Source organism: Bacillus sp. EU63 (assembly GCF_038592915.1).
GTDB lineage: Bacteria > Bacillota > Bacilli > Bacillales > Bacillaceae > Bacillus > Bacillus velezensis.
The window spans coordinates 679,490-696,099 of the sequence record NZ_CP151944.1 but is presented as its reverse complement, the minus strand read 5'-3'; the positions used below and the strand labels follow the sequence as shown (position 1 = coordinate 696,099).

General features: G+C 40.2%; 17 protein-coding genes and 2 pseudogenes. 8 read left to right on the top strand and 11 right to left on the bottom strand.

The window, feature by feature from the left end; all coding sequences use genetic code 11:
* Positions 1-169: 169 nt before the first annotated feature.
* Together NYE38_RS03575 and NYE38_RS03570 are read right to left on the bottom strand one after the other, a co-directional pair.
* Positions 170-268 (bottom strand): annotated as a pseudogene (locus NYE38_RS03575) (hypothetical protein); the annotation flags it as partial.
* A gap of 329 nt (positions 269-597) precedes the next feature.
* Positions 598-1,317 (bottom strand): YebC/PmpR family DNA-binding transcriptional regulator, encoded by a 720-nt coding sequence (locus NYE38_RS03570; protein WP_003155709.1) that lies wholly within the window; start codon positions 1,315-1,317, stop codon positions 598-600.
* A 298-nt stretch (positions 1,318-1,615) separates the two neighbouring features.
* Between NYE38_RS03570 and NYE38_RS03565 the strand changes: the two genes are divergently transcribed.
* The 7 genes and pseudogenes from NYE38_RS03565 to NYE38_RS03535 all read left to right on the top strand — a co-directional run.
* The gene (locus NYE38_RS03565; RefSeq protein WP_340803122.1) at positions 1,616-3,496 is read left to right on the top strand and encodes a T7SS effector LXG polymorphic toxin; all 1,881 of its coding nucleotides are present in this window, start codon (positions 1,616-1,618) and stop codon (positions 3,494-3,496) included.
* A gap of 5 nt (positions 3,497-3,501) precedes the next feature.
* Positions 3,502-3,801: a contact-dependent growth inhibition system immunity protein gene (locus tag NYE38_RS03560; protein ID WP_017419055.1), complete on the top strand. Its 300-nt coding sequence runs from the start codon at positions 3,502-3,504 to the stop codon at positions 3,799-3,801.
* Positions 3,802-3,892: 91 nt separating this feature from the next.
* Positions 3,893-5,899: a T7SS effector LXG polymorphic toxin gene (locus tag NYE38_RS03555; RefSeq protein ID WP_339075659.1), complete on the top strand. Its 2,007-nt coding sequence runs from the start codon at positions 3,893-3,895 to the stop codon at positions 5,897-5,899.
* Positions 5,900-5,904: 5 nt separating this feature from the next.
* Positions 5,905-6,378, top strand: a complete 474-nt coding sequence (locus tag NYE38_RS03550) for an antitoxin YezG family protein (RefSeq protein ID WP_340803123.1) — start codon at positions 5,905-5,907, stop codon at positions 6,376-6,378.
* On the top strand, positions 6,368-6,838 hold the full coding sequence (locus NYE38_RS03545; RefSeq protein WP_252053036.1) for an immunity protein YezG family protein: 471 nt from the start codon (positions 6,368-6,370) through the stop codon (positions 6,836-6,838). Before NYE38_RS03550 ends, NYE38_RS03545 begins: the two co-directional genes overlap by 11 nt.
* A gap of 24 nt (positions 6,839-6,862) precedes the next feature.
* Positions 6,863-7,333 (top strand): antitoxin YezG family protein, encoded by a 471-nt coding sequence (locus NYE38_RS03540; protein ID WP_252053037.1) that lies wholly within the window; start codon positions 6,863-6,865, stop codon positions 7,331-7,333.
* A gap of 101 nt (positions 7,334-7,434) precedes the next feature.
* A pseudogene (locus NYE38_RS03535) lies at positions 7,435-7,678 on the top strand (TIGR01741 family protein); the annotation flags it as partial.
* A gap of 67 nt (positions 7,679-7,745) precedes the next feature.
* Here the strand turns inward: NYE38_RS03535 and NYE38_RS03530 are convergent.
* Genes NYE38_RS03530 through NYE38_RS03495 form a run of 8 tightly spaced genes read right to left on the bottom strand, consistent with a single transcriptional unit; the run spans position 7,746 to position 13,792 of the window.
* A complete protein-coding gene (locus tag NYE38_RS03530) occupies positions 7,746-8,621 on the bottom strand; it encodes an ABC transporter permease (protein ID WP_003155719.1) in 876 nt (291 codons plus the stop codon).
* Positions 8,622-9,575: an ABC transporter ATP-binding protein gene (locus NYE38_RS03525; RefSeq protein WP_025649904.1), complete on the bottom strand. Its 954-nt coding sequence runs from the start codon at positions 9,573-9,575 to the stop codon at positions 8,622-8,624.
* Positions 9,576-9,611: 36 nt separating this feature from the next.
* Positions 9,612-10,325 carry an SDR family oxidoreductase gene (locus NYE38_RS03520; protein ID WP_017419046.1) on the bottom strand — a complete coding sequence of 238 codons (714 nt, stop codon included), beginning with the start codon at positions 10,323-10,325 and terminating at the stop codon, positions 9,612-9,614.
* 10 nt (positions 10,326-10,335) lie between these two features.
* Positions 10,336-11,286 (bottom strand): beta-ketoacyl synthase N-terminal-like domain-containing protein, encoded by a 951-nt coding sequence (locus tag NYE38_RS03515; protein WP_017419045.1) that lies wholly within the window; start codon positions 11,284-11,286, stop codon positions 10,336-10,338.
* Positions 11,287-11,304: 18 nt separating this feature from the next.
* Positions 11,305-12,504, bottom strand: a complete 1,200-nt coding sequence (locus tag NYE38_RS03510; protein WP_017419044.1) for a beta-ketoacyl-[acyl-carrier-protein] synthase family protein — start codon at positions 12,502-12,504, stop codon at positions 11,305-11,307.
* A 1-nt stretch (position 12,505) separates the two neighbouring features.
* A complete protein-coding gene (fabZ, locus tag NYE38_RS03505) occupies positions 12,506-12,946 on the bottom strand; it encodes a 3-hydroxyacyl-ACP dehydratase FabZ (RefSeq protein WP_007609902.1) in 441 nt (146 codons plus the stop codon).
* Between the two features lies 1 nt (position 12,947).
* A complete protein-coding gene (locus tag NYE38_RS03500) occupies positions 12,948-13,211 on the bottom strand; it encodes an acyl carrier protein (protein ID WP_025853972.1) in 264 nt (87 codons plus the stop codon).
* 17 nt (positions 13,212-13,228) lie between these two features.
* Entirely contained in the window at positions 13,229-13,792 is a 564-nt protein-coding gene (locus NYE38_RS03495) for a hypothetical protein (RefSeq protein ID WP_017419042.1), read from the bottom strand.
* 610 nt (positions 13,793-14,402) lie between these two features.
* Here NYE38_RS03495 and NYE38_RS03490 point away from each other — a divergent pair.
* Complete coding sequence (locus tag NYE38_RS03490) at positions 14,403-15,005, top strand: response regulator transcription factor (protein ID WP_017419041.1); 603 nt, start codon at positions 14,403-14,405, stop codon at positions 15,003-15,005.
* An 82-nt stretch (positions 15,006-15,087) separates the two neighbouring features.
* Here the strand turns inward: NYE38_RS03490 and rlmD are convergent, their stop codons facing one another.
* The gene (rlmD, locus tag NYE38_RS03485) at positions 15,088-16,476 is read right to left on the bottom strand and encodes a 23S rRNA (uracil(1939)-C(5))-methyltransferase RlmD (RefSeq protein ID WP_167859955.1); all 1,389 of its coding nucleotides are present in this window, start codon (positions 16,474-16,476) and stop codon (positions 15,088-15,090) included.
* Positions 16,477-16,610 lie beyond the last annotated feature (134 nt).

Sequence of the window (16,610 nt, the reverse complement as noted above, 5' to 3'; positions counted from 1 at the left end):
TGTGAGCTTGCTCATGATTTACAGAAAGCCTTATGTACTTGATGATTTTGCTCCAATCGTAACACAGCTGCAAGAACATGAGAAGAGCACTCCTGCTGTTCCAAGAGTGCTTTTTCCCGAATGGTCAGATATATTGGCTGTCCCGATGATGATGATGGAACGGGTAGCCGCCGTAGCCTCCGCCATAGCCGCCAAAACCGTACCCCGGATATCCCCCGAAGCCTCCGTAGCCGCCGTAGCCGCCAAAACCGCCGTAACCGCCAAAACCGTATCCCGGGTAGCCGTAGCCTCCGCCGAAACCGTATCCCGGATATCCTCCGAAGCCTCCATAGCCGCCAAAACCGTACCCCGGGTAGCCTCCGAAGCCTCCATAGCCGCCGCCAAAGCCTCCGCCGTAAATCGGTCTTCTTTCATTCATGACTTATCGCTCCTTCACATAGGTTACAGTCCAGTTTATGACATCCGGAAGGAAACGTATGGGCATCCGCCCAGTTTTGGCGAAATAATCAATAATTGCTTACGGAGACATACGATACAGGCCGACCGCGTAAGCAAAATAAAAAGGCCGGAACTTATGCCGCCCCGGCCTGTTTGTCTTTATTCGCCTAAATCTACATTGTGATAAACCTGCTGTACGTCTTCGAGATCTTCCAGCACATCGATCAGCTTTTCAAATTGAGCTTTCGCATCTTCCGGAAGCTCAACTTCATTTTGCGCAAGCATCGTCAGCTCCGCAACCGTGAACTCTTCAACGCCGGCATTTTTGAATGCCTCCTGCACGGCATGGAATTGGTCAGGCTCGGCATACACGATAACACTGTCATCCTCTTCTAAAATATCGCGCACGTCCACATCAGCTTCCATCAGCAATTCCAGCGCTTCATCCGCCGTCTTGCCTTCAACGCCGATAACGGCGGTCGCATCAAACATGTAAGCGACAGACCCGCTCACACCCATATTTCCGCCGTTTTTCCCGAATGCGGCGCGCACTTCAGGCGCCGTGCGGTTTACATTATTCGTTAACGCATCAACGATGATCATTGAACCGTTCGGCCCGAAACCTTCGTAACGCAGCTCGTCAAAGTTCTCCTCCGCGCCGCCTTTCGCCTTTTCAATCGCACGCTCAATAATATTTTTCGGCACACTGTACGTCTTCGCGCGCTCAAGCACCACTTTTAACGCCTGGTTCGATTCCGGATCTGGCTCGCCCTGTTTTGCCGCCACATAAATCTCACGGCCGAACTTCGCGTAAATCCGGCTCGTATTTGCGTCCTTCGATGCTTTCTTTTCTTTAATATTGTTCCACTTACGGCCCATTTTGTTCCACTCTCTTTCACGAATTGAATCTGTATGATAAATACTCTGCTTCTATTATACCTCAGCGGTTAGGTTGTTTCGAGTGTAAGACATTAGAAAAAACAGGCACGCTTAAAATCACCGGAGCGCAGTAAGCCGAATTTGAAGGTTATTGTACAAAACATAAAAAGCCTCCCTTCATACAGGAAGGAAGTCGCAAGCCAAAAGATTCATTTTATTCTTATTACCTATTTCCTACACTGTATATCCCGACTCACGTGGTAAAATTTTGATATCGAACAAAAGAAAGGATATGGTCATGAAAGTTTTCGAAGCAAACAGCCTCCTCGCCGCTGCCAAACAGCGCGCGGGTGAATACAAAAAACTGCGCGGCCAGATGGTTAATCTGAAAAAAGCGTTTCAAGGTATGGCTGACCTTGGTGACAATGATTTCTCAGGCCGGGGCGCAAATAACATCAAAGCTTTTTTCAAGGACCACGCCGGCGTCACAGACAGCTGGCTTGATCTGATCGATATGAAAATCGCATTTCTCACAAGCCTTCCCGGCAAGGTCGAAGACGCCGGACTTTCCAATTCGCATGTGGAGGAATCATTTCTGGAGCATGAGCTCACCCACGCCCTCAGTAAATCAAAGGCGATTATGGAAGAGCAGAAAAAGGACATGCGCTCCATCCTCGGAGAGATCGAAGACATCATCTCGCTTGATCTGTTTTCAACCGAAAGCACAGATCAGAAGCTTTCTTCAGCTGACAAAAAAAGAAGCAAAACGATACATAAACTCGGCAAACTTGATCACGATCTAACGAAAGAATACGCAGAAACCGAAGCAAACGAACAGTTCCTCCAAGCCGACTTTCAGCAGCTCCAAAACGCTACAGGCAAAGGAAAAGGCGCCACGCCGCTTCACTACAACGCCAAAGCGTACCGTGAAAGCGACATCCATAAGAAGAAAGGCGAGATTGCAAGACATTCAGATGCTTATTTGACGATTAAAAAGGAAGAAGCGAAAGAGCGGGAGATCAAGGATCTGAAGAAAAAGCTGGCCGATGGTGTCACCGATCCGGATGAATATTTGGAAATCGCGAAAAAGATCGGCTATGAAAACCTTGAACCCGCTCAGGTGCAATATGTGATGCAGCTTGAACAAGCAAAACAGCTCGAAGAAGTCGGAGAAACGGCTTGGGATATCGTTAAAGGAGTAGGCGTCGGCCTTTATGATGTCGGGAAAGACACCATAACAGGCGTCAAAGATCTGGCTGTCGGCGCATGGGATTTTTACCATCTCTCTGATGAACAAAAAGTCACTAAAACCATATCGGCTGTATTGAACACGCCCTCCTACGCAAAAATCATATGGACAAACCTGGCGGATTCATGGAATGATAAAATGGTTAACGGGGATGCGTATTCAAGATCACATTACATCACCTACGCCATCGGGAGCATTGTCGGACTCAAAGGTTCCGGCTCAGCTGTGAAAGTCTCAAGCAAACTCGCGAAAACAGGTGCCGCCAAAGTGGATAACGTCTTGGAAGCCGGAGAAAAAGCGGCTGCAAAACATGTAAAAACCGGGATTGAAAAAGGAAATGACTATATTAATTCCGTTTCGAAAAACAAGTACGAACCCGCGCTTGCCGGAATAGCACAGAATATTGAAAATACTCACAATGTGAAGAATACGCCTTTGTTGAAAAGTATTATTGAAGATAAAAAAGAGAGTGTGCTCAGTAAGTCTGAAACTTCTAACAGTACGGCCGTAGGTAATGTCAAACAAGGTGATAGTACCCCTCTCGCACCAGGCGGTGGCTTAGCTGCTCACGAAGCAAAAGGCGGACACCTTATAGAAAGACATGTTGGTAAGAGCGACCAAGAACTCATGGAAAGGCTTGAAAAAAGCAAAATGAGTAACAAGAAAATATCCGGATCATCATCTTTTAAGGATAGAGCAACTGCAGAAAAGGTTGCTAATATTACCTTATCAGATAATAAAGATAAAATAGAAAAATGGTTAAATAATGATGTAAAGAAACCTTTGGTACTCTCCTATAAAGGATCAGAAGTGTTAGGCCGAGGAATTACCAAAGGTTCAGCCGAAATTTCTGACTTAACTAATGCTAAAATTATATTGAAAAAGAAAAATGATGGTAGCTTTATATTAACAGGCTATCCCACGAGGTGAGATCAATGATTGAAACAAATATTTCTGAACCTGTATTTCAATTTTTGGGAGGGATTTTCCATCAAGATATAGACACTCCTGAGTCAGCTCTTGGAGAATACTTAGCAGAGATACCTAAAAAAGAACAAGAAAACGATGTAGTAGCACTCAAAACGTTTATAAATAGCGATTACTCAGATGAAGAAAAAAATGATTTTATAGAAGAATCTGCAGATGGTGTAGATATCAATAGTTACGGACTATCCCCAATACTATGGCTCAGACAAGTCATTCAAAAAATCGAAAAGAATATTGAGGCTTTATAGATTCAGGGAAACCCTATTCCTATGTTTGCACAGTCTCTGATAAGTTTCTTAATCTTTCCCTCTATAAACCCCCGAATGAAAGGATATGGTCATGAAAGTTTTCGAAGCAAACAGCCTCCTCGCCGCTGCCAAACAGCGCGCGGGTGAATACAAAAAACTGCGCGGCCAGATGGTTAATCTGAAAAAAGCGTTTCAAGGCATGGCTGATCTCGGTGACAATGATTTCTCAGGCCGGGGCGCAAATAACATCAAAGCTTTTTTCAAGGACCACGCCGGCGTCACAGACAGCTGGCTTGATCTGATCGATATGAAAATCGCATTTCTCACAAGCCTTCCCGGCAAGGTCGAAGACGCCGGACTTTCCAATTCGCATGTGGAGGAATCATTTCTGGAGCATGAGCTCACCCACGCCCTCAGTAAATCAAAGGCGATTATGGAAGAGCAGAAAAAGGACATGCGCTCCATCCTCGGAGAGATCGAAGACATCATCTCGCTTGATCTGTTTTCAACCGAAAGCACAGATCAGAAGCTTTCTTCAGCTGACAAAAAAAGAAGCAAAACGATACATAAACTCGGCAAACTTGATCACGATCTAACGAAAGAATACGCAGAAACCGAAGCAAACGAACAGTTCCTCCAAGCCGACTTTCAGCAGCTCCAAAACGCCACGGGCAAAGGAAAAAGCGCCACGCCGCTTCACTACAACGCCAAAGCGTATCGAGAAAGCGACATCCATAAGAAGAAAGGCGAGATTGCAAGACATTCGGATGCTTATTTGACGATTAAAAACGAAGAAGCGAAAGAGCGGGAGATTGAAAAACTGAAAGAAAGACTGAAAAACTACGATTATGCGAATGCTGATGAATTCTACTCAATGGCCAAAACGATCGGCTATAAAAACCTGACAAAAGAACAGCAGCGCTACTTCACTCAAATTGAAAACACGCGTGAACTTACAGACGGTTTCAAAGGCGTTGCCGTCGGCCTTTATGATTCCGGAAAAGACGCGGTCACAGGCCTGTGGGATATGGTCACAGATCCGGGCGGAACGGTTGAAGCCATTACAGGAGCGATGGCTCACCCGATCAAAACGTATGAAGCCATTTCAGCGGCAATCGAAGAATCGTACCAAAAAGACATGGTGAATGGCGACACCTACTCCAGAGCAAGATGGGTGTCATATGCAGTGGGCACCGTTGTGACATCAGTTGTCGGCACAAAAGGCGTCGGCGCCGTCTCAAAAACAGGCACAGCCGCCAAAGTGACAACCAAAGTCAAAACAGCAGCAATCAAATCCGCCACAGCTCAAAAAGCGATAACAGTCTCAAAACAAACCGTTGATCACATCAAACAAAAAGTAAACACAGGCATGGAAGTATCAAAAAAACGTGTCAAAAACAAGTTACATCAAATCGGAGATCTCACCTTGGCTGATATGCTCCCGTATCATCCGCGTCACGACTTAGTGCCGGCGGGCGTGCCTTACAATGCTGTCAACGGGGTCACACTTAAAGAAGGACTTCAGAAATTCGCCAAGGTCATCCTGCCGAAACCGTACGGAACCTCCGCAAGCGGCAGGCGGACACCGGCACCGCATGTACCGCCGGTAACGGTCAAATACGGCGAGCATTTTGCGAAATGGACCAGAAAGAAAGTATTGAAGCCGAATGTCATCTATAAAACAAAAGAAGGCTACACGTACACCACTGACAACTATGGTAGAATTACAAGTGTCAAAGCAGACTTGCAGCTGGGAGAAGCAAAACGCAACCAATATGCACAGTCAAAAGCAGGTAAACCAGACCGTCTGACAGATGACGACGGAGGCCACCTAATCGCCACTCAATTCAAAGGCTCAGGCCAATTCGACAACATCGTGCCGATGAATTCTCAGATTAATAGGAGCGGCGGGAAATGGTATAAGTTAGAACAGGCATGGTCGCAAGCGCTTAAAGAAGAACCTCCAAAAAAGGTTACGGTCACAATTGAAAATGTGTATGAGAGCGATTCGTTAAGACCCACTTTATTTGATATAACATATAAAATTGGAGAAGAAAGAACAAAGAGCATAACAATTAGAAACCAAATTGGAGGCTGATGAAAATGGAAACTACAAAAATGGAACAACTATATCAAAAGATTGCTGAAAAAATAAATGATATGATTCCCTCCGAATGGATGAGGGTTACTCTATACGCCGAAATTTTAGATGACTCCAGAGAAGTTTATTTTTTCTTTAACACACACGAAGACGAAGAATATATTTATTCACACGATATTCCAGAACATTTTCAAGTAAGTAATCGAATTTACAAAAATATGCTGCTAGACCTTCAAGATTTATTTGATGAATTAAGGGATGAATTTAAAAAGCAATCCTCAGATATTTGGACTAACCTCACACTAAAATTAGATAGAAACGGTGAATTCTCAATTGATTATGATTATGAAGATATACTCGCTTCAAAATATACTGATACTGAGCGACAAGTCATTTGGGAATATAAGCACTTGGGAATTACGCCAATAAGCGAGAGCAGCAGAAAGTTCCTTGAACAATATCTAAATGAACAATGAAAAAATGGGTGAACTATATCAAAAGATTGCTGAACATCTAAATGAAATGATTCCATCTCAATGGGAACAGATCGCTTTATATGCTGAAATACTTGATGACTCAGCGGATATATACTTTTATTTTACAACACCAAATAACAGTGATTATTTATTTTCTCATAATATACCTGAACATTTTGATGTGAGCGAAGAGATTTACGATCAACTGCTAATTGAACTTCAAGAGCTTTTTGAAGAACTAAAAGAAGAATTTAAACTAGGCAATCAAGATATTTGGACAAATCTCACTTTAAAATTAGAAAATACCGGAAAGTTTTCAATTGATTATAATGATGATGATGTTTTATCCTCTGAACTTGATGACCTTCAAAGACGAGATGTTTGGAAATATCAAAATCTCGGCATACTGCCAGCTGATGAGGAAGATAGAAAATTCATAGAAGAGTATCTAAACATATAAAAAATTAAAAAGGATTCTGATATTGTGGAAACTGAAAAGATGGGAGTACTATATCAAAAAATCGCTGAGCGAATAAATGAAATCATTCCGTCTGAGCGGGAGAAGGTTGCTCTTTATGCCGAAATTTTAGATGATTCTTCAGAAGTTTACTTCTTCTTTACTACTCCACAAAATCAGGAATATATATATTCACACGATATTCCTGAACATTTTAATGTTGATGAAGATATATATGACGAACTTCTATATGAATTGCATGATTACTTTGAAGAGTTACGGGATGAATTTAAAACAAACAACGAGGACTTATGGACAAACCTCACTTTGCATCTCGAACGAAGCGGTAAATTCTCAATTGACTACGATTACACCGATGTCATCGCCTCAGACTTAAACGGAACACAACGGCAAGTGGTATGGGAATATCAAAACTTGGGGATTTTGCCTGAAGATGAGGATGATAAACAGTTTGTAATAAGCTACTTCGGTCTATAAATCTATAATGGCTCAGCGCTTTACTGCTGGGCTATTTTTTATAACTAGGATCTCTCGACGATTGAGGGTGAAAAAGGTTGGAAACTAAAAAAACGTAAGATTTGTACCAGAGAATTAAATGACATCATGCCTTGTGAATGGGCAAAAATATATCTTTATGCAGAAGTATTAGATGACTCTACCATGGTTCTCTTTCACTTCAAGACACCAAAAAAACGTCAACTGATTTATTCGCAAGATCTACCAGCCTGATACAGTGTAAATAAAGATATCTTCAACACTTTTTTAAGAGAAATCCGAGAACTTTTTGAGGAATTAAGAATTGAGCACAAAAAGAATAATGATAAACAAAACAGGCAGCATCCAGTAAACGGGTGCTGCCTGTTACATCGTTATGTATCGTCTGAAGAAGTCATTTATTTTGTTTTTTAAATATGAAAATAGATATGACGGTAAATATGATGGCTGTAATGACAATGACCCACAAGCTCGCAGCCGTACTGATAAAATGGCCGTTTAACTTGTAGACGATCCCGTAATGCTTTTCATATTCCTGTATTTGGTCCGCAGAAGCATGTTTAAATACTTTATCAACTGAGTCTGTCATAAACGCTTTTCTGAACAGAACGGCGGTGTGGCTGATAGGGAAATACATAATAATCTTCTGCACAAACACCGGTACGCCGCCGATCGGTACATATACTCCGCATAAAAAACCGATGGCTGTTCCGACAATCGTACTTAACGTCGAAAATGCATTTTGTGTGTGAATAAACAGCGTTAAAAATAAATTTATGGAACTCGAGAGTGCAACTGAAAGAATAATGATCCCCAATACTTCAAGTATATCTGTACCGCTTAAAAGCTTGCTGCCTGTTGAAACGAGAAAAATTTCACAGCCTAAAAAGGCGATGAAAGAAAAGATCAAGCCGATGACAAATGAATGAATGACATAACTCAATTGGATGGTCGCCCTTGATAAAGGAGCTGTTAAAAAGTCATACGTTCTCTTGCTTTCTTTATCTTTCACCATAATTCCGAAAGCGCCTAAAGTCGTTGTCACAGCTGTAATGGACAGCAATCCCGCCACCATCCATTCGTTCACCATTGCTTTGGAATCATCTGTCGAACCGACCAAGGCCTTAATGGCGTCCAGCTGTGTCTGCTGTAAGAACACGGCATATAACAGAATGACGATAAATACTGACAGCAAAGAAAGAAGCAAAAGCGTTCGATCACGGAAGTATATTTTTATATTTCTGCTGATTAAACTGGATAAAGACTTCATTTATGCAATGCTCCCCTTTACTGGCAAACTGCTTCCTTGTTCCTCGATAATATGGATAAACACATCATCCATATTCCCTTTAACCACCTCGAAAGATTCAATTTTTCCTTCAAGACCTTTCAAAATGTCCAGCGCATGGAGAGTGGACTCTACACGAAGAGAATAAATAGAGTTTTTAACCGTAAAATCCAGTTGTTTATTTTCAAACCATGCCGTCGGATCAACGCCTTGCTTAAACATCATATGCAGACTGTCAAACGCATATTGATCTTTCAGCTGACTCGGTGTACCCTCTGCGATCAGACGTCCTTCTTTGATGACCACAACGTTATCAGCCACAGCGGCCTCCTCCATGTAATGGGTCGTTAAAAAGATCGTCATGTTTGTTTCTTCCTGCAGCCTTTTAATCGCATTCCAAACAAATACTCTCGTTTGCGGATCAAGACCTGTAGTAGGCTCATCTAAAAATAATATAGTCGGTTTATGGATGATGGCACGGGCAATATCAGCTCTTCTTCTTTGTCCGCCTGACAAATCGCTGTATTTTTTCTCCTTAATATCATCCAATTTTAAATAGTCTGTTACAAACTGATAGTTCTCTTGCACTTGTGCCTTGCTTAAATGATAATATTGTCCGCGGTTCATGATATTTTCATAAACGGTCAATCGTTCATCCAAAATGCTCTCTTGGAAAACAACTCCGATCTTTTTGCGGATATGATTATTCTCTTTCCCCTCACCAAGCGTATAACCGTCTATTACCACTTTTCCGGATGTCTTTTTAATCAGCGTACAGAGAATATCGATAGTGGTCGATTTCCCCGCACCGTTCGTTCCCAGAAATGCAAACAGTTCGCCGCGTTTGACAGAAAAGGATACCCCTTTCACTGCTTCAAATGATCCATATTTTTTGCGCAGATCCGTTACTGTAATAATGTCTTGTTCTTCTCCCATTCTGTTCACCTCGAAAAGTAAGATTACTAAATTATGCTAGATTGTTAGTCCTCCGTCAACTGCAATCATTTGCCCAGTGATGTATTTGGATCTATTTTCCGCCAAAAAAAGTGATAATTCACTTACATCATCCGGACTTCCTACATACTGCATTGGGATAAGATTAATCATCCTGTCCTCGTCCAAATTACTTGTCATGTCTGATTCTATAAAGCCTGGGCAAACGGAATTGACCCTAACATTATACTTTGCCAACTCTTTCGCTAATGTTTTTGTTAGCCCGTTAACCCCTGCTTTTGCCGCACCATAATTAGTCTGACCTTCAATACCTTTTATACCTGAAACCGAGGACATATTAATAATTGAACCATAACCTTGATTGATCATATATTTCGAGACGAATTTACAACAATTGAAAGTACCGTTCAGATTTGTATCGATCACTTCTGACCAAGACTTTTGATTCATAAAGGAAATTGTTTTATCTTTATTAATTCCGGCATTATTAATCAGACAATCTATTCGTTCATGCGTGTTATATATTTGCTCGATAAATTCTTTCACAAGGCTGTATTCTCTGACATCGACCTTTATAGCTTTTGTTCCAGGGTATTTTTCTTCAATCATTTTAGCTCTCTCGACATTTCCGAGATACGTAAAATAAACAATATAATTATTATGATGAAATTTATCAATAAGTGATTGTCCTAAATCTCCGGTACCACCCGTTATAATGGCTATTTTTTTCATAATCTGATCCTCAACTAATTTTTGAATTTATTTTAATGATGCTATCGTTTCCAACTTCATTCGTCTCGATCACTAATGTTTCACCTTCCATGTCCATTGATACCAGCAACTTCAAAAACCCGGATAAAGCATTGGACATCCCGGAGCTTCGAGATATATCCAATATATTTAATTCATCGTCAAATTTTTTGCTTTTTAAATAGTTAAAAATGATTTCATCATTGCAATTATTTGAACCATAAATTAAATTTTTTGTTATTCCGTCATTTAAATCTTTTTCTAAGTTCATAATGATTTTATCTCTATTATCTTCAGTATGTTGGAAACTATTTATATTTTCTATAATTGGATAGTTTTTATCATCTTTTTCTATAATAAACGAAATTGCACCTGTAACAGCATTTACTTTTTTTTGAAGGTTCCCTTGTTGATAAATGGATCCTGCTTCGTTTCCCTCAACAGCAGTCACAATGGCAACATCAATAACATTATTATTTATGTATGAAACTGCCATTTTCAAAGCGTCTATTCCAGAAAGATTTCCTGAAATTACAGTTGAGTTTAAGCCTGTTATCCCGTAAACAATGGAAGCCCATCCGGAAATATTATTTAATACGGAACTAGAGAATTTAACCGGACTCACAAAATCCGGAGAAGCTTCATAGACATCTGTCATAAAGTGATAAGCGGCATCCAAAGGGTTTAATGTACTTCCCACAAAAACACCGATTCTTTCTGGAGAATGTTCACTGTATCTGCTTCCCGCATCTGTAATTGCCTCACTTATTGATGCAATTGCTAAATTAGTTGCTTTTGTTAATGAACGGAGTCCTTTATATTTAACATACTGTTTTATATCAAAATTCTCAGGTTCAAGAATACCGTTTATCTCTACGTTATTTCTTATGCTCTCCACGCTTATTGTTTCAGAAAGGACTTTACCTCTTCCAATAATATTCATTTTTACTCATCTCCATTTTTAGCAATTGTCTCTGAATTTCTTAAAAATGATGCTGGAATTGGCGCCACCAAAAGCATAAGAATTATTCATAGCATACTCAATAGGAAATGACCGTTTATTATTCGGAATACAATCCACATCACAATTTATATCTTTTAGTTCAAAGTTTATTGTTGGAGGTGCAACGTCTTCTTTTACAGCGTTACAACATACAATCGCTTCAAGAAGACTTGCCGCCCCCATAGAATGACCTATCATGGACTTAATTGAACTCATCGGCACTTTTTTATTAAATAATTGGTTAACTGCAAACGACTCCGCTTTATCATTGGCTTGAGTACCTGTACCATGAGCGCTGATGTAATCTACATCATCAGTTGTAATACCAGCCTTTTTTACAGCTTTTTCCATGGCTTGTATTATCCCTGTCGAATTAGGATGCGGCGCAGTGATATGATAGGCATCACATGAAACTCCATACCCTTTAACTTCTGCCAGGATATTAGCCCCTCTTTGTTGGGCGTGTTCTAATTCTTCTAATACTAAACAGCCCGCTCCTTCAGCAACAAGCATTCCATCTCTGTGAGCATCAAATGGTTTACATTCTTTTGCTGCAATAGCCTTTAATCGGTTAAACCCGTAATAAGCAATAGTCGAGAAAGGATCTTCTCCTGCTGTAAAACAGATAGATTGTTCTCCGTTTCTTATCTTTTCATAACCTTGAATAATTGCATAATTACCTGCAGAACAAGCGTTTGCAACAAGCATTGTCTCTCCCTGCAACTCAAATTCTCTGCAGGCATTTGCTAATAACGTATGCAAGAATCCTTGGTCTAAAAGATGTTGAGGGCTAGCTTCTTCCAAATGACGATTATAGTCAGTTTTTTCAATGGATATTTCACCCATAGTGGTTCCAACATATAAATCTGCCATTTTATAAGTTTCAGGCTTCAATTCAGCATTTTTGATTGCATCATACATACTTGCAATTAATAATTGAGAACCTCTTCCAATTGACTTATAATCGTTAACTTTAATCCATTCAGAAGCATTGAAGTTATGAATTTGACCGCCATATTTAGGATCCAATAATTGAAGTCCGTCTTTTTGAATAGGTGAAATGCCGGACTCTCCACTCAAACAAGATCTCCAAAAATCTTTTGAATTAAGGCCTATTGAAGTAATAGCTCCTGTACCGGTTACTACAACTCTTTTCAAATTATTCATCTCCCACAAGTGTAAAGGTCAATTCTCCCGATGCACATTTAGAATCATCTACTTTCACTTCAGCTTTCACAATTGCAGCCTTACTAATTTTCTTTATTATATTTAATGTAATAATCATTTGATCTCCAGGTACAATTGGCTTTTTAAATTTCACATTTGTGTGGTAAAGGAGAGGAAGAGTTTGTTTTGTTTCTGCAGAATTTTCGTTCTGTGAAAACAAAAGAATAGCTGTTTGAGCAATCGCTTCTGTAATATACACACCCGGAAATATTTTCTTTTCAGGGAAATGCCCTTGGAAGCACGGTTCATTTCCTGATACATTTTTCATAGCTGTTATGTAAGTTTCATTAGCCTCGATCACTCGATCTATCATTACAAAAGGGTATCTCTGCGGTAATTTCTCTAAAACCTCATCATGCGACAATGAATTCATATTATTTTTCCGTTATTCTTTCTTCAATAATTGAAATAATATTATTTACTGTGGTGAAGTTTTGTAACTCTTCTTCCGGTATTTTTATTTGAAACTCCTTTTCGACACAGGCTAAGATTTCTAAAGCCATCATTGAGTCAGCATCTAATTCTTCAACCAGATCTGTATCATCCTTTATTTCTTCTGGTTCCACTTCCAAGATTTCCGCGATCATTCCCACTAGCTTTTCTTTTTTTTCTACACTAATTAATGTTTCCAGACTCATTTGCTCCATCCCTTTCATTAAATAAATTCCGATATATTTACTACCTTTTCGCTTACTTTCATTACGTCAAGTTTCATAGGACATTGGTACGATTTTTCTCTGTATAATTTATAATCACCGATTTGTTTAAACCCTATTTTTTCGTACATTTTTTTAGATTTCTCTCTGCTCTGCAAGAGAAGATGAGTAATATTTTCAGAGATAATAATATCTTTCACTGTATCAAATAGAAGGTTCATTACTTTACCTTTCATTGAAATCGTTTTAGTAAAAGATGTTTCTAACACGACTAATCTCATGACTTCTGCATATTTTTCATTAGCTTGCGGTTTCAAATTATGAGTTTGTTCAACCTCTAATAATTCATCATCTTTTTTCACAATTAAAGTCATAAACCCAACTAATAAACTGCCTTCATAACAACCGATTTGGTAAGCATGATCATCAGAATGGTCCTTTAATAAACCGTCCTTATAATTTTCAGCAGGTACTGATTTTTCCTGTTCAACAAAGATTTTATATCTCGTTGCATATAGTTCTTTTTTCTCTTCTTCGGTTTCTAAGATCTTTACTTTAAACATTATTACCCCTCCCTTTGTCCCGTCTCAAGATTATATCCTGACTCTGTAACTCTTTAAAAAGTTTACTCTGTCTACACCTTAGCTGAAGTGCATCACAGTATTTTTTGAGGTGTATCAAAAAACAACATCAGTGAAAATAGTATATTCCGCCTCTTTTTAACCAATATTTTCTTCTCTACATAAAAATATCAAAATATTGACTCAGATGAAATCCGTAAATCACGCCAAAAATATGGCGCGATGTCGCCAACTTATTATTGTTAATTGCATGTTTTTTTGAGGCAATTATCAATTTAGGAAATTTGAGTAATTAAAAAAATGAATTATTAAGAAATATGTAACAAAAAGGGTTAGTTATTATACTTTTATCTAGATTAATAACAAGGGAAATGATATAATATTCCATAAGGACCATATTATAGACATATATCTATAAAAAAGTTTATAAACCTTCTTCCCAATGATCAGAATCTACATCATTTTAGAAATGACTAAAGCCCAATGCAGATATCTTATATTCGATCCTTTTCTGTTTTAATTTATAACCAAAGAGAAAACGTTTTAACACAATATTGTTACAACTACTTTTTCAATGAATGGAGTAAATCAGTTGAAAATCAAAGTATTGCTGTTAGATGATCATATGATGATGGTACAAGGTATTAAACAATTGCTAGAACGCGACAGAGTCGTTAAAGTAGTTAGCACTTTATCAAATCCTGCAGAGATATATGATGAAATTGACTATCATCGTCCGAATATTCTAATTATTGATATTAGGATGAAATCTTTTAATGGAATCTCCTTGACAAGAAACATTAAGAAAACATTTCCGGAGTTAAAAATTGTAATATTATCCGGTTATGAGTATGATGAATATATATATGCAGCATACAATGCCGGAGCTGCTGCTTATGTAAGGAAAGAAAATTCAATTAATGAACTAATAACTGCAGTCAAACAAACTTTTGCAGGAAACCATGTATTTCCTCAACATGCTGTAAACCTTTCTGTTGATCGCCTTACTCATAAGGAACTGGAGGTACTGAAGTTGATAGCAGAGGATAAAACAAATATGGAAATCAGTTCTGCATTAAAGTTAAGTAAAAGAACTGTAGAACGTCATATTTCTTCTATTATTCAAAAAATGGATGCCAACTCAAGAGTTGGAGCAGTTGTGAACGGAATTAAACGAGGGCTGCTACATGTATAACTTAAGGATTATAAAATAGCAACTTTCTTAAATGAGAGGAGTAAAGATATATATTATCTTTACTCCTTCTTCTTAGTAACAGTTAATGAACTGCACCCTTAGAATAAAGCACAGCCACACACTCCACATGATTCGTATGCGGGAACATATCCACCGGCTGCACTTCGAGCGTCGCATATCCGCCATCCTCAAGCACCCTCAGGTCTCTTGCAAGCGTGCCTGGATTGCAGGACACATACACCACCCGCTTCGGTTTCATGTCGATGATTGTCCGCAGGAGGGCTTCGTCGCAGCCTTTTCTTGGCGGGTCGACGACGAGGGTGTCGGCCGTGATGCCTTCTTCGTACCAATTTGGAATGACGGTTTCCGCTTCTCCGACTGCGAATTCCGCGTTTGTGATGCCGTTCAGCTCAGCGTTGCGTTTCGCATCCTCGATGGCTTCCGGCACGATTTCGACGCCGTACACTTTTTTCGCCTGCTTCGCCAGAAATAGAGAAATGGTACCGATGCCGCAGTAGGCGTCGATGACGGTTTCTTCTCCTTGCAGCTCTGCGTACTCAAGCGCTTTGTCGTAGAGCACTTTTGTCTGTTCCGGGTTGACCTGATAGAATGATCTGGCGGAGATGGCGAATTTGACGTCTCCGATGAGGTCGTAGATGTATTCTTCTCCCCAGATGACGTTTGTTTTGTCCCCAAAGATGACGTTTGTTTTATTTGGGTTGATGTTCTGCACGATTGATTTAACGTGCGGGAATTGCGCCGTAATGTCTTCGATGATCTTCGCTTTGTGCGGAAAATCACTTGTTCTTGTGATGAAGACGATCATCATTTCGCCCGTGACGACGCCGTATCTGACCATAATGTGACGGAGCCAGCCTTTGTGGCGTTCTTCGTTATAGGCTTTGACACCGTATGCTGCACAGATGTCTTTGACGGCTTGGACGGCTTCGTCGTTTTTGGATTGCTGAATCAGGCAGGCGCTCATGTCGATGATGTCATGGCTTCTTTGCTGATAGAATCCGGCGACGAGTCCGCCTTCTCTTTCTCCTACCGGCACCTGCGCTTTGTTTCTGTAGTTCCACGGGTCTTCCATGCCGAGCGTCGGGTGGACGGTGACGTTTGAGAGGTCCAGCTTGCCGATCCGTTCCAAGACGTCTTTAACTTGTTTCTGTTTAAACAAGAGCTGGCCTTCATAGGTCATGTGCTGAAGCTGGCAGCCGCCGCATTGTTTGTAGATCGGGCACGGGGCATCCGTTCTGTGCGGGCTTTCTTCCTTCAGCTCAATCAAGCGGCCGAAAGCGAAGCCTTTTTTGACGCGTGTCACTTTGATTTGCGCTTTTTCCTCAGGCAGGGCGTTCGGCACGAAGATCGGGAAGCCCTGAACCTTTGCGACGCCCGCTCCTTCGTGCGTCAAATCCTCAAATGTCACGTCATAGTATTCATTTTTTTCTATCGGGGGTTTCATTTTCATCTATAATCACCTCTAGTTTTACCAATAACCTTGTTTCAGCGTGCTGGCAAACCTTCAAATTCAATGTCAGCCTTCAAAGGTTTCCGATCACGCTGAAAAGATGACAAAATCCTAAAACGAATACTGTTTTAGGA

Bases quoted from the DNA above. Each gene is read 5' to 3' on its own strand.
- NYE38_RS03570 (WP_003155709.1), bottom strand. From the start codon at position 1,317: ATGGGCCGTAAGTGGAACAATATTAAAGAAAAGAAAGCATCGAAGGAC.
- NYE38_RS03565 (WP_340803122.1), top strand. From the start codon at position 1,616: ATGAAAGTTTTCGAAGCAAACAGCCTCCTCGCCGCTGCCAAACAGCGC.
- NYE38_RS03560 (WP_017419055.1), top strand. From the start codon at position 3,502: ATGATTGAAACAAATATTTCTGAACCTGTATTTCAATTTTTGGGAGGG.
- NYE38_RS03555 (WP_339075659.1), top strand. From the start codon at position 3,893: ATGAAAGTTTTCGAAGCAAACAGCCTCCTCGCCGCTGCCAAACAGCGC.
- NYE38_RS03550 (WP_340803123.1), top strand. From the start codon at position 5,905: ATGGAAACTACAAAAATGGAACAACTATATCAAAAGATTGCTGAAAAA.
- NYE38_RS03545 (WP_252053036.1), top strand. From the start codon at position 6,368: ATGAACAATGAAAAAATGGGTGAACTATATCAAAAGATTGCTGAACAT.
- NYE38_RS03530 (WP_003155719.1), bottom strand. From the start codon at position 8,621: ATGAAGTCTTTATCCAGTTTAATCAGCAGAAATATAAAAATATACTTC.
- NYE38_RS03525 (WP_025649904.1), bottom strand. From the start codon at position 9,575: ATGGGAGAAGAACAAGACATTATTACAGTAACGGATCTGCGCAAAAAA.
- NYE38_RS03520 (WP_017419046.1), bottom strand. From the start codon at position 10,325: ATGAAAAAAATAGCCATTATAACGGGTGGTACCGGAGATTTAGGACAA.
- NYE38_RS03515 (WP_017419045.1), bottom strand. From the start codon at position 11,286: ATGAATATTATTGGAAGAGGTAAAGTCCTTTCTGAAACAATAAGCGTG.
- fabZ (WP_007609902.1), bottom strand. From the start codon at position 12,946: ATGAATTCATTGTCGCATGATGAGGTTTTAGAGAAATTACCGCAGAGA.
- NYE38_RS03500 (WP_025853972.1), bottom strand. From the start codon at position 13,211: ATGAGTCTGGAAACATTAATTAGTGTAGAAAAAAAAGAAAAGCTAGTG.
- NYE38_RS03495 (WP_017419042.1), bottom strand. From the start codon at position 13,792: ATGTTTAAAGTAAAGATCTTAGAAACCGAAGAAGAGAAAAAAGAACTA.
- rlmD (WP_167859955.1), bottom strand. From the start codon at position 16,476: ATGAAAATGAAACCCCCGATAGAAAAAAATGAATACTATGACGTGACA.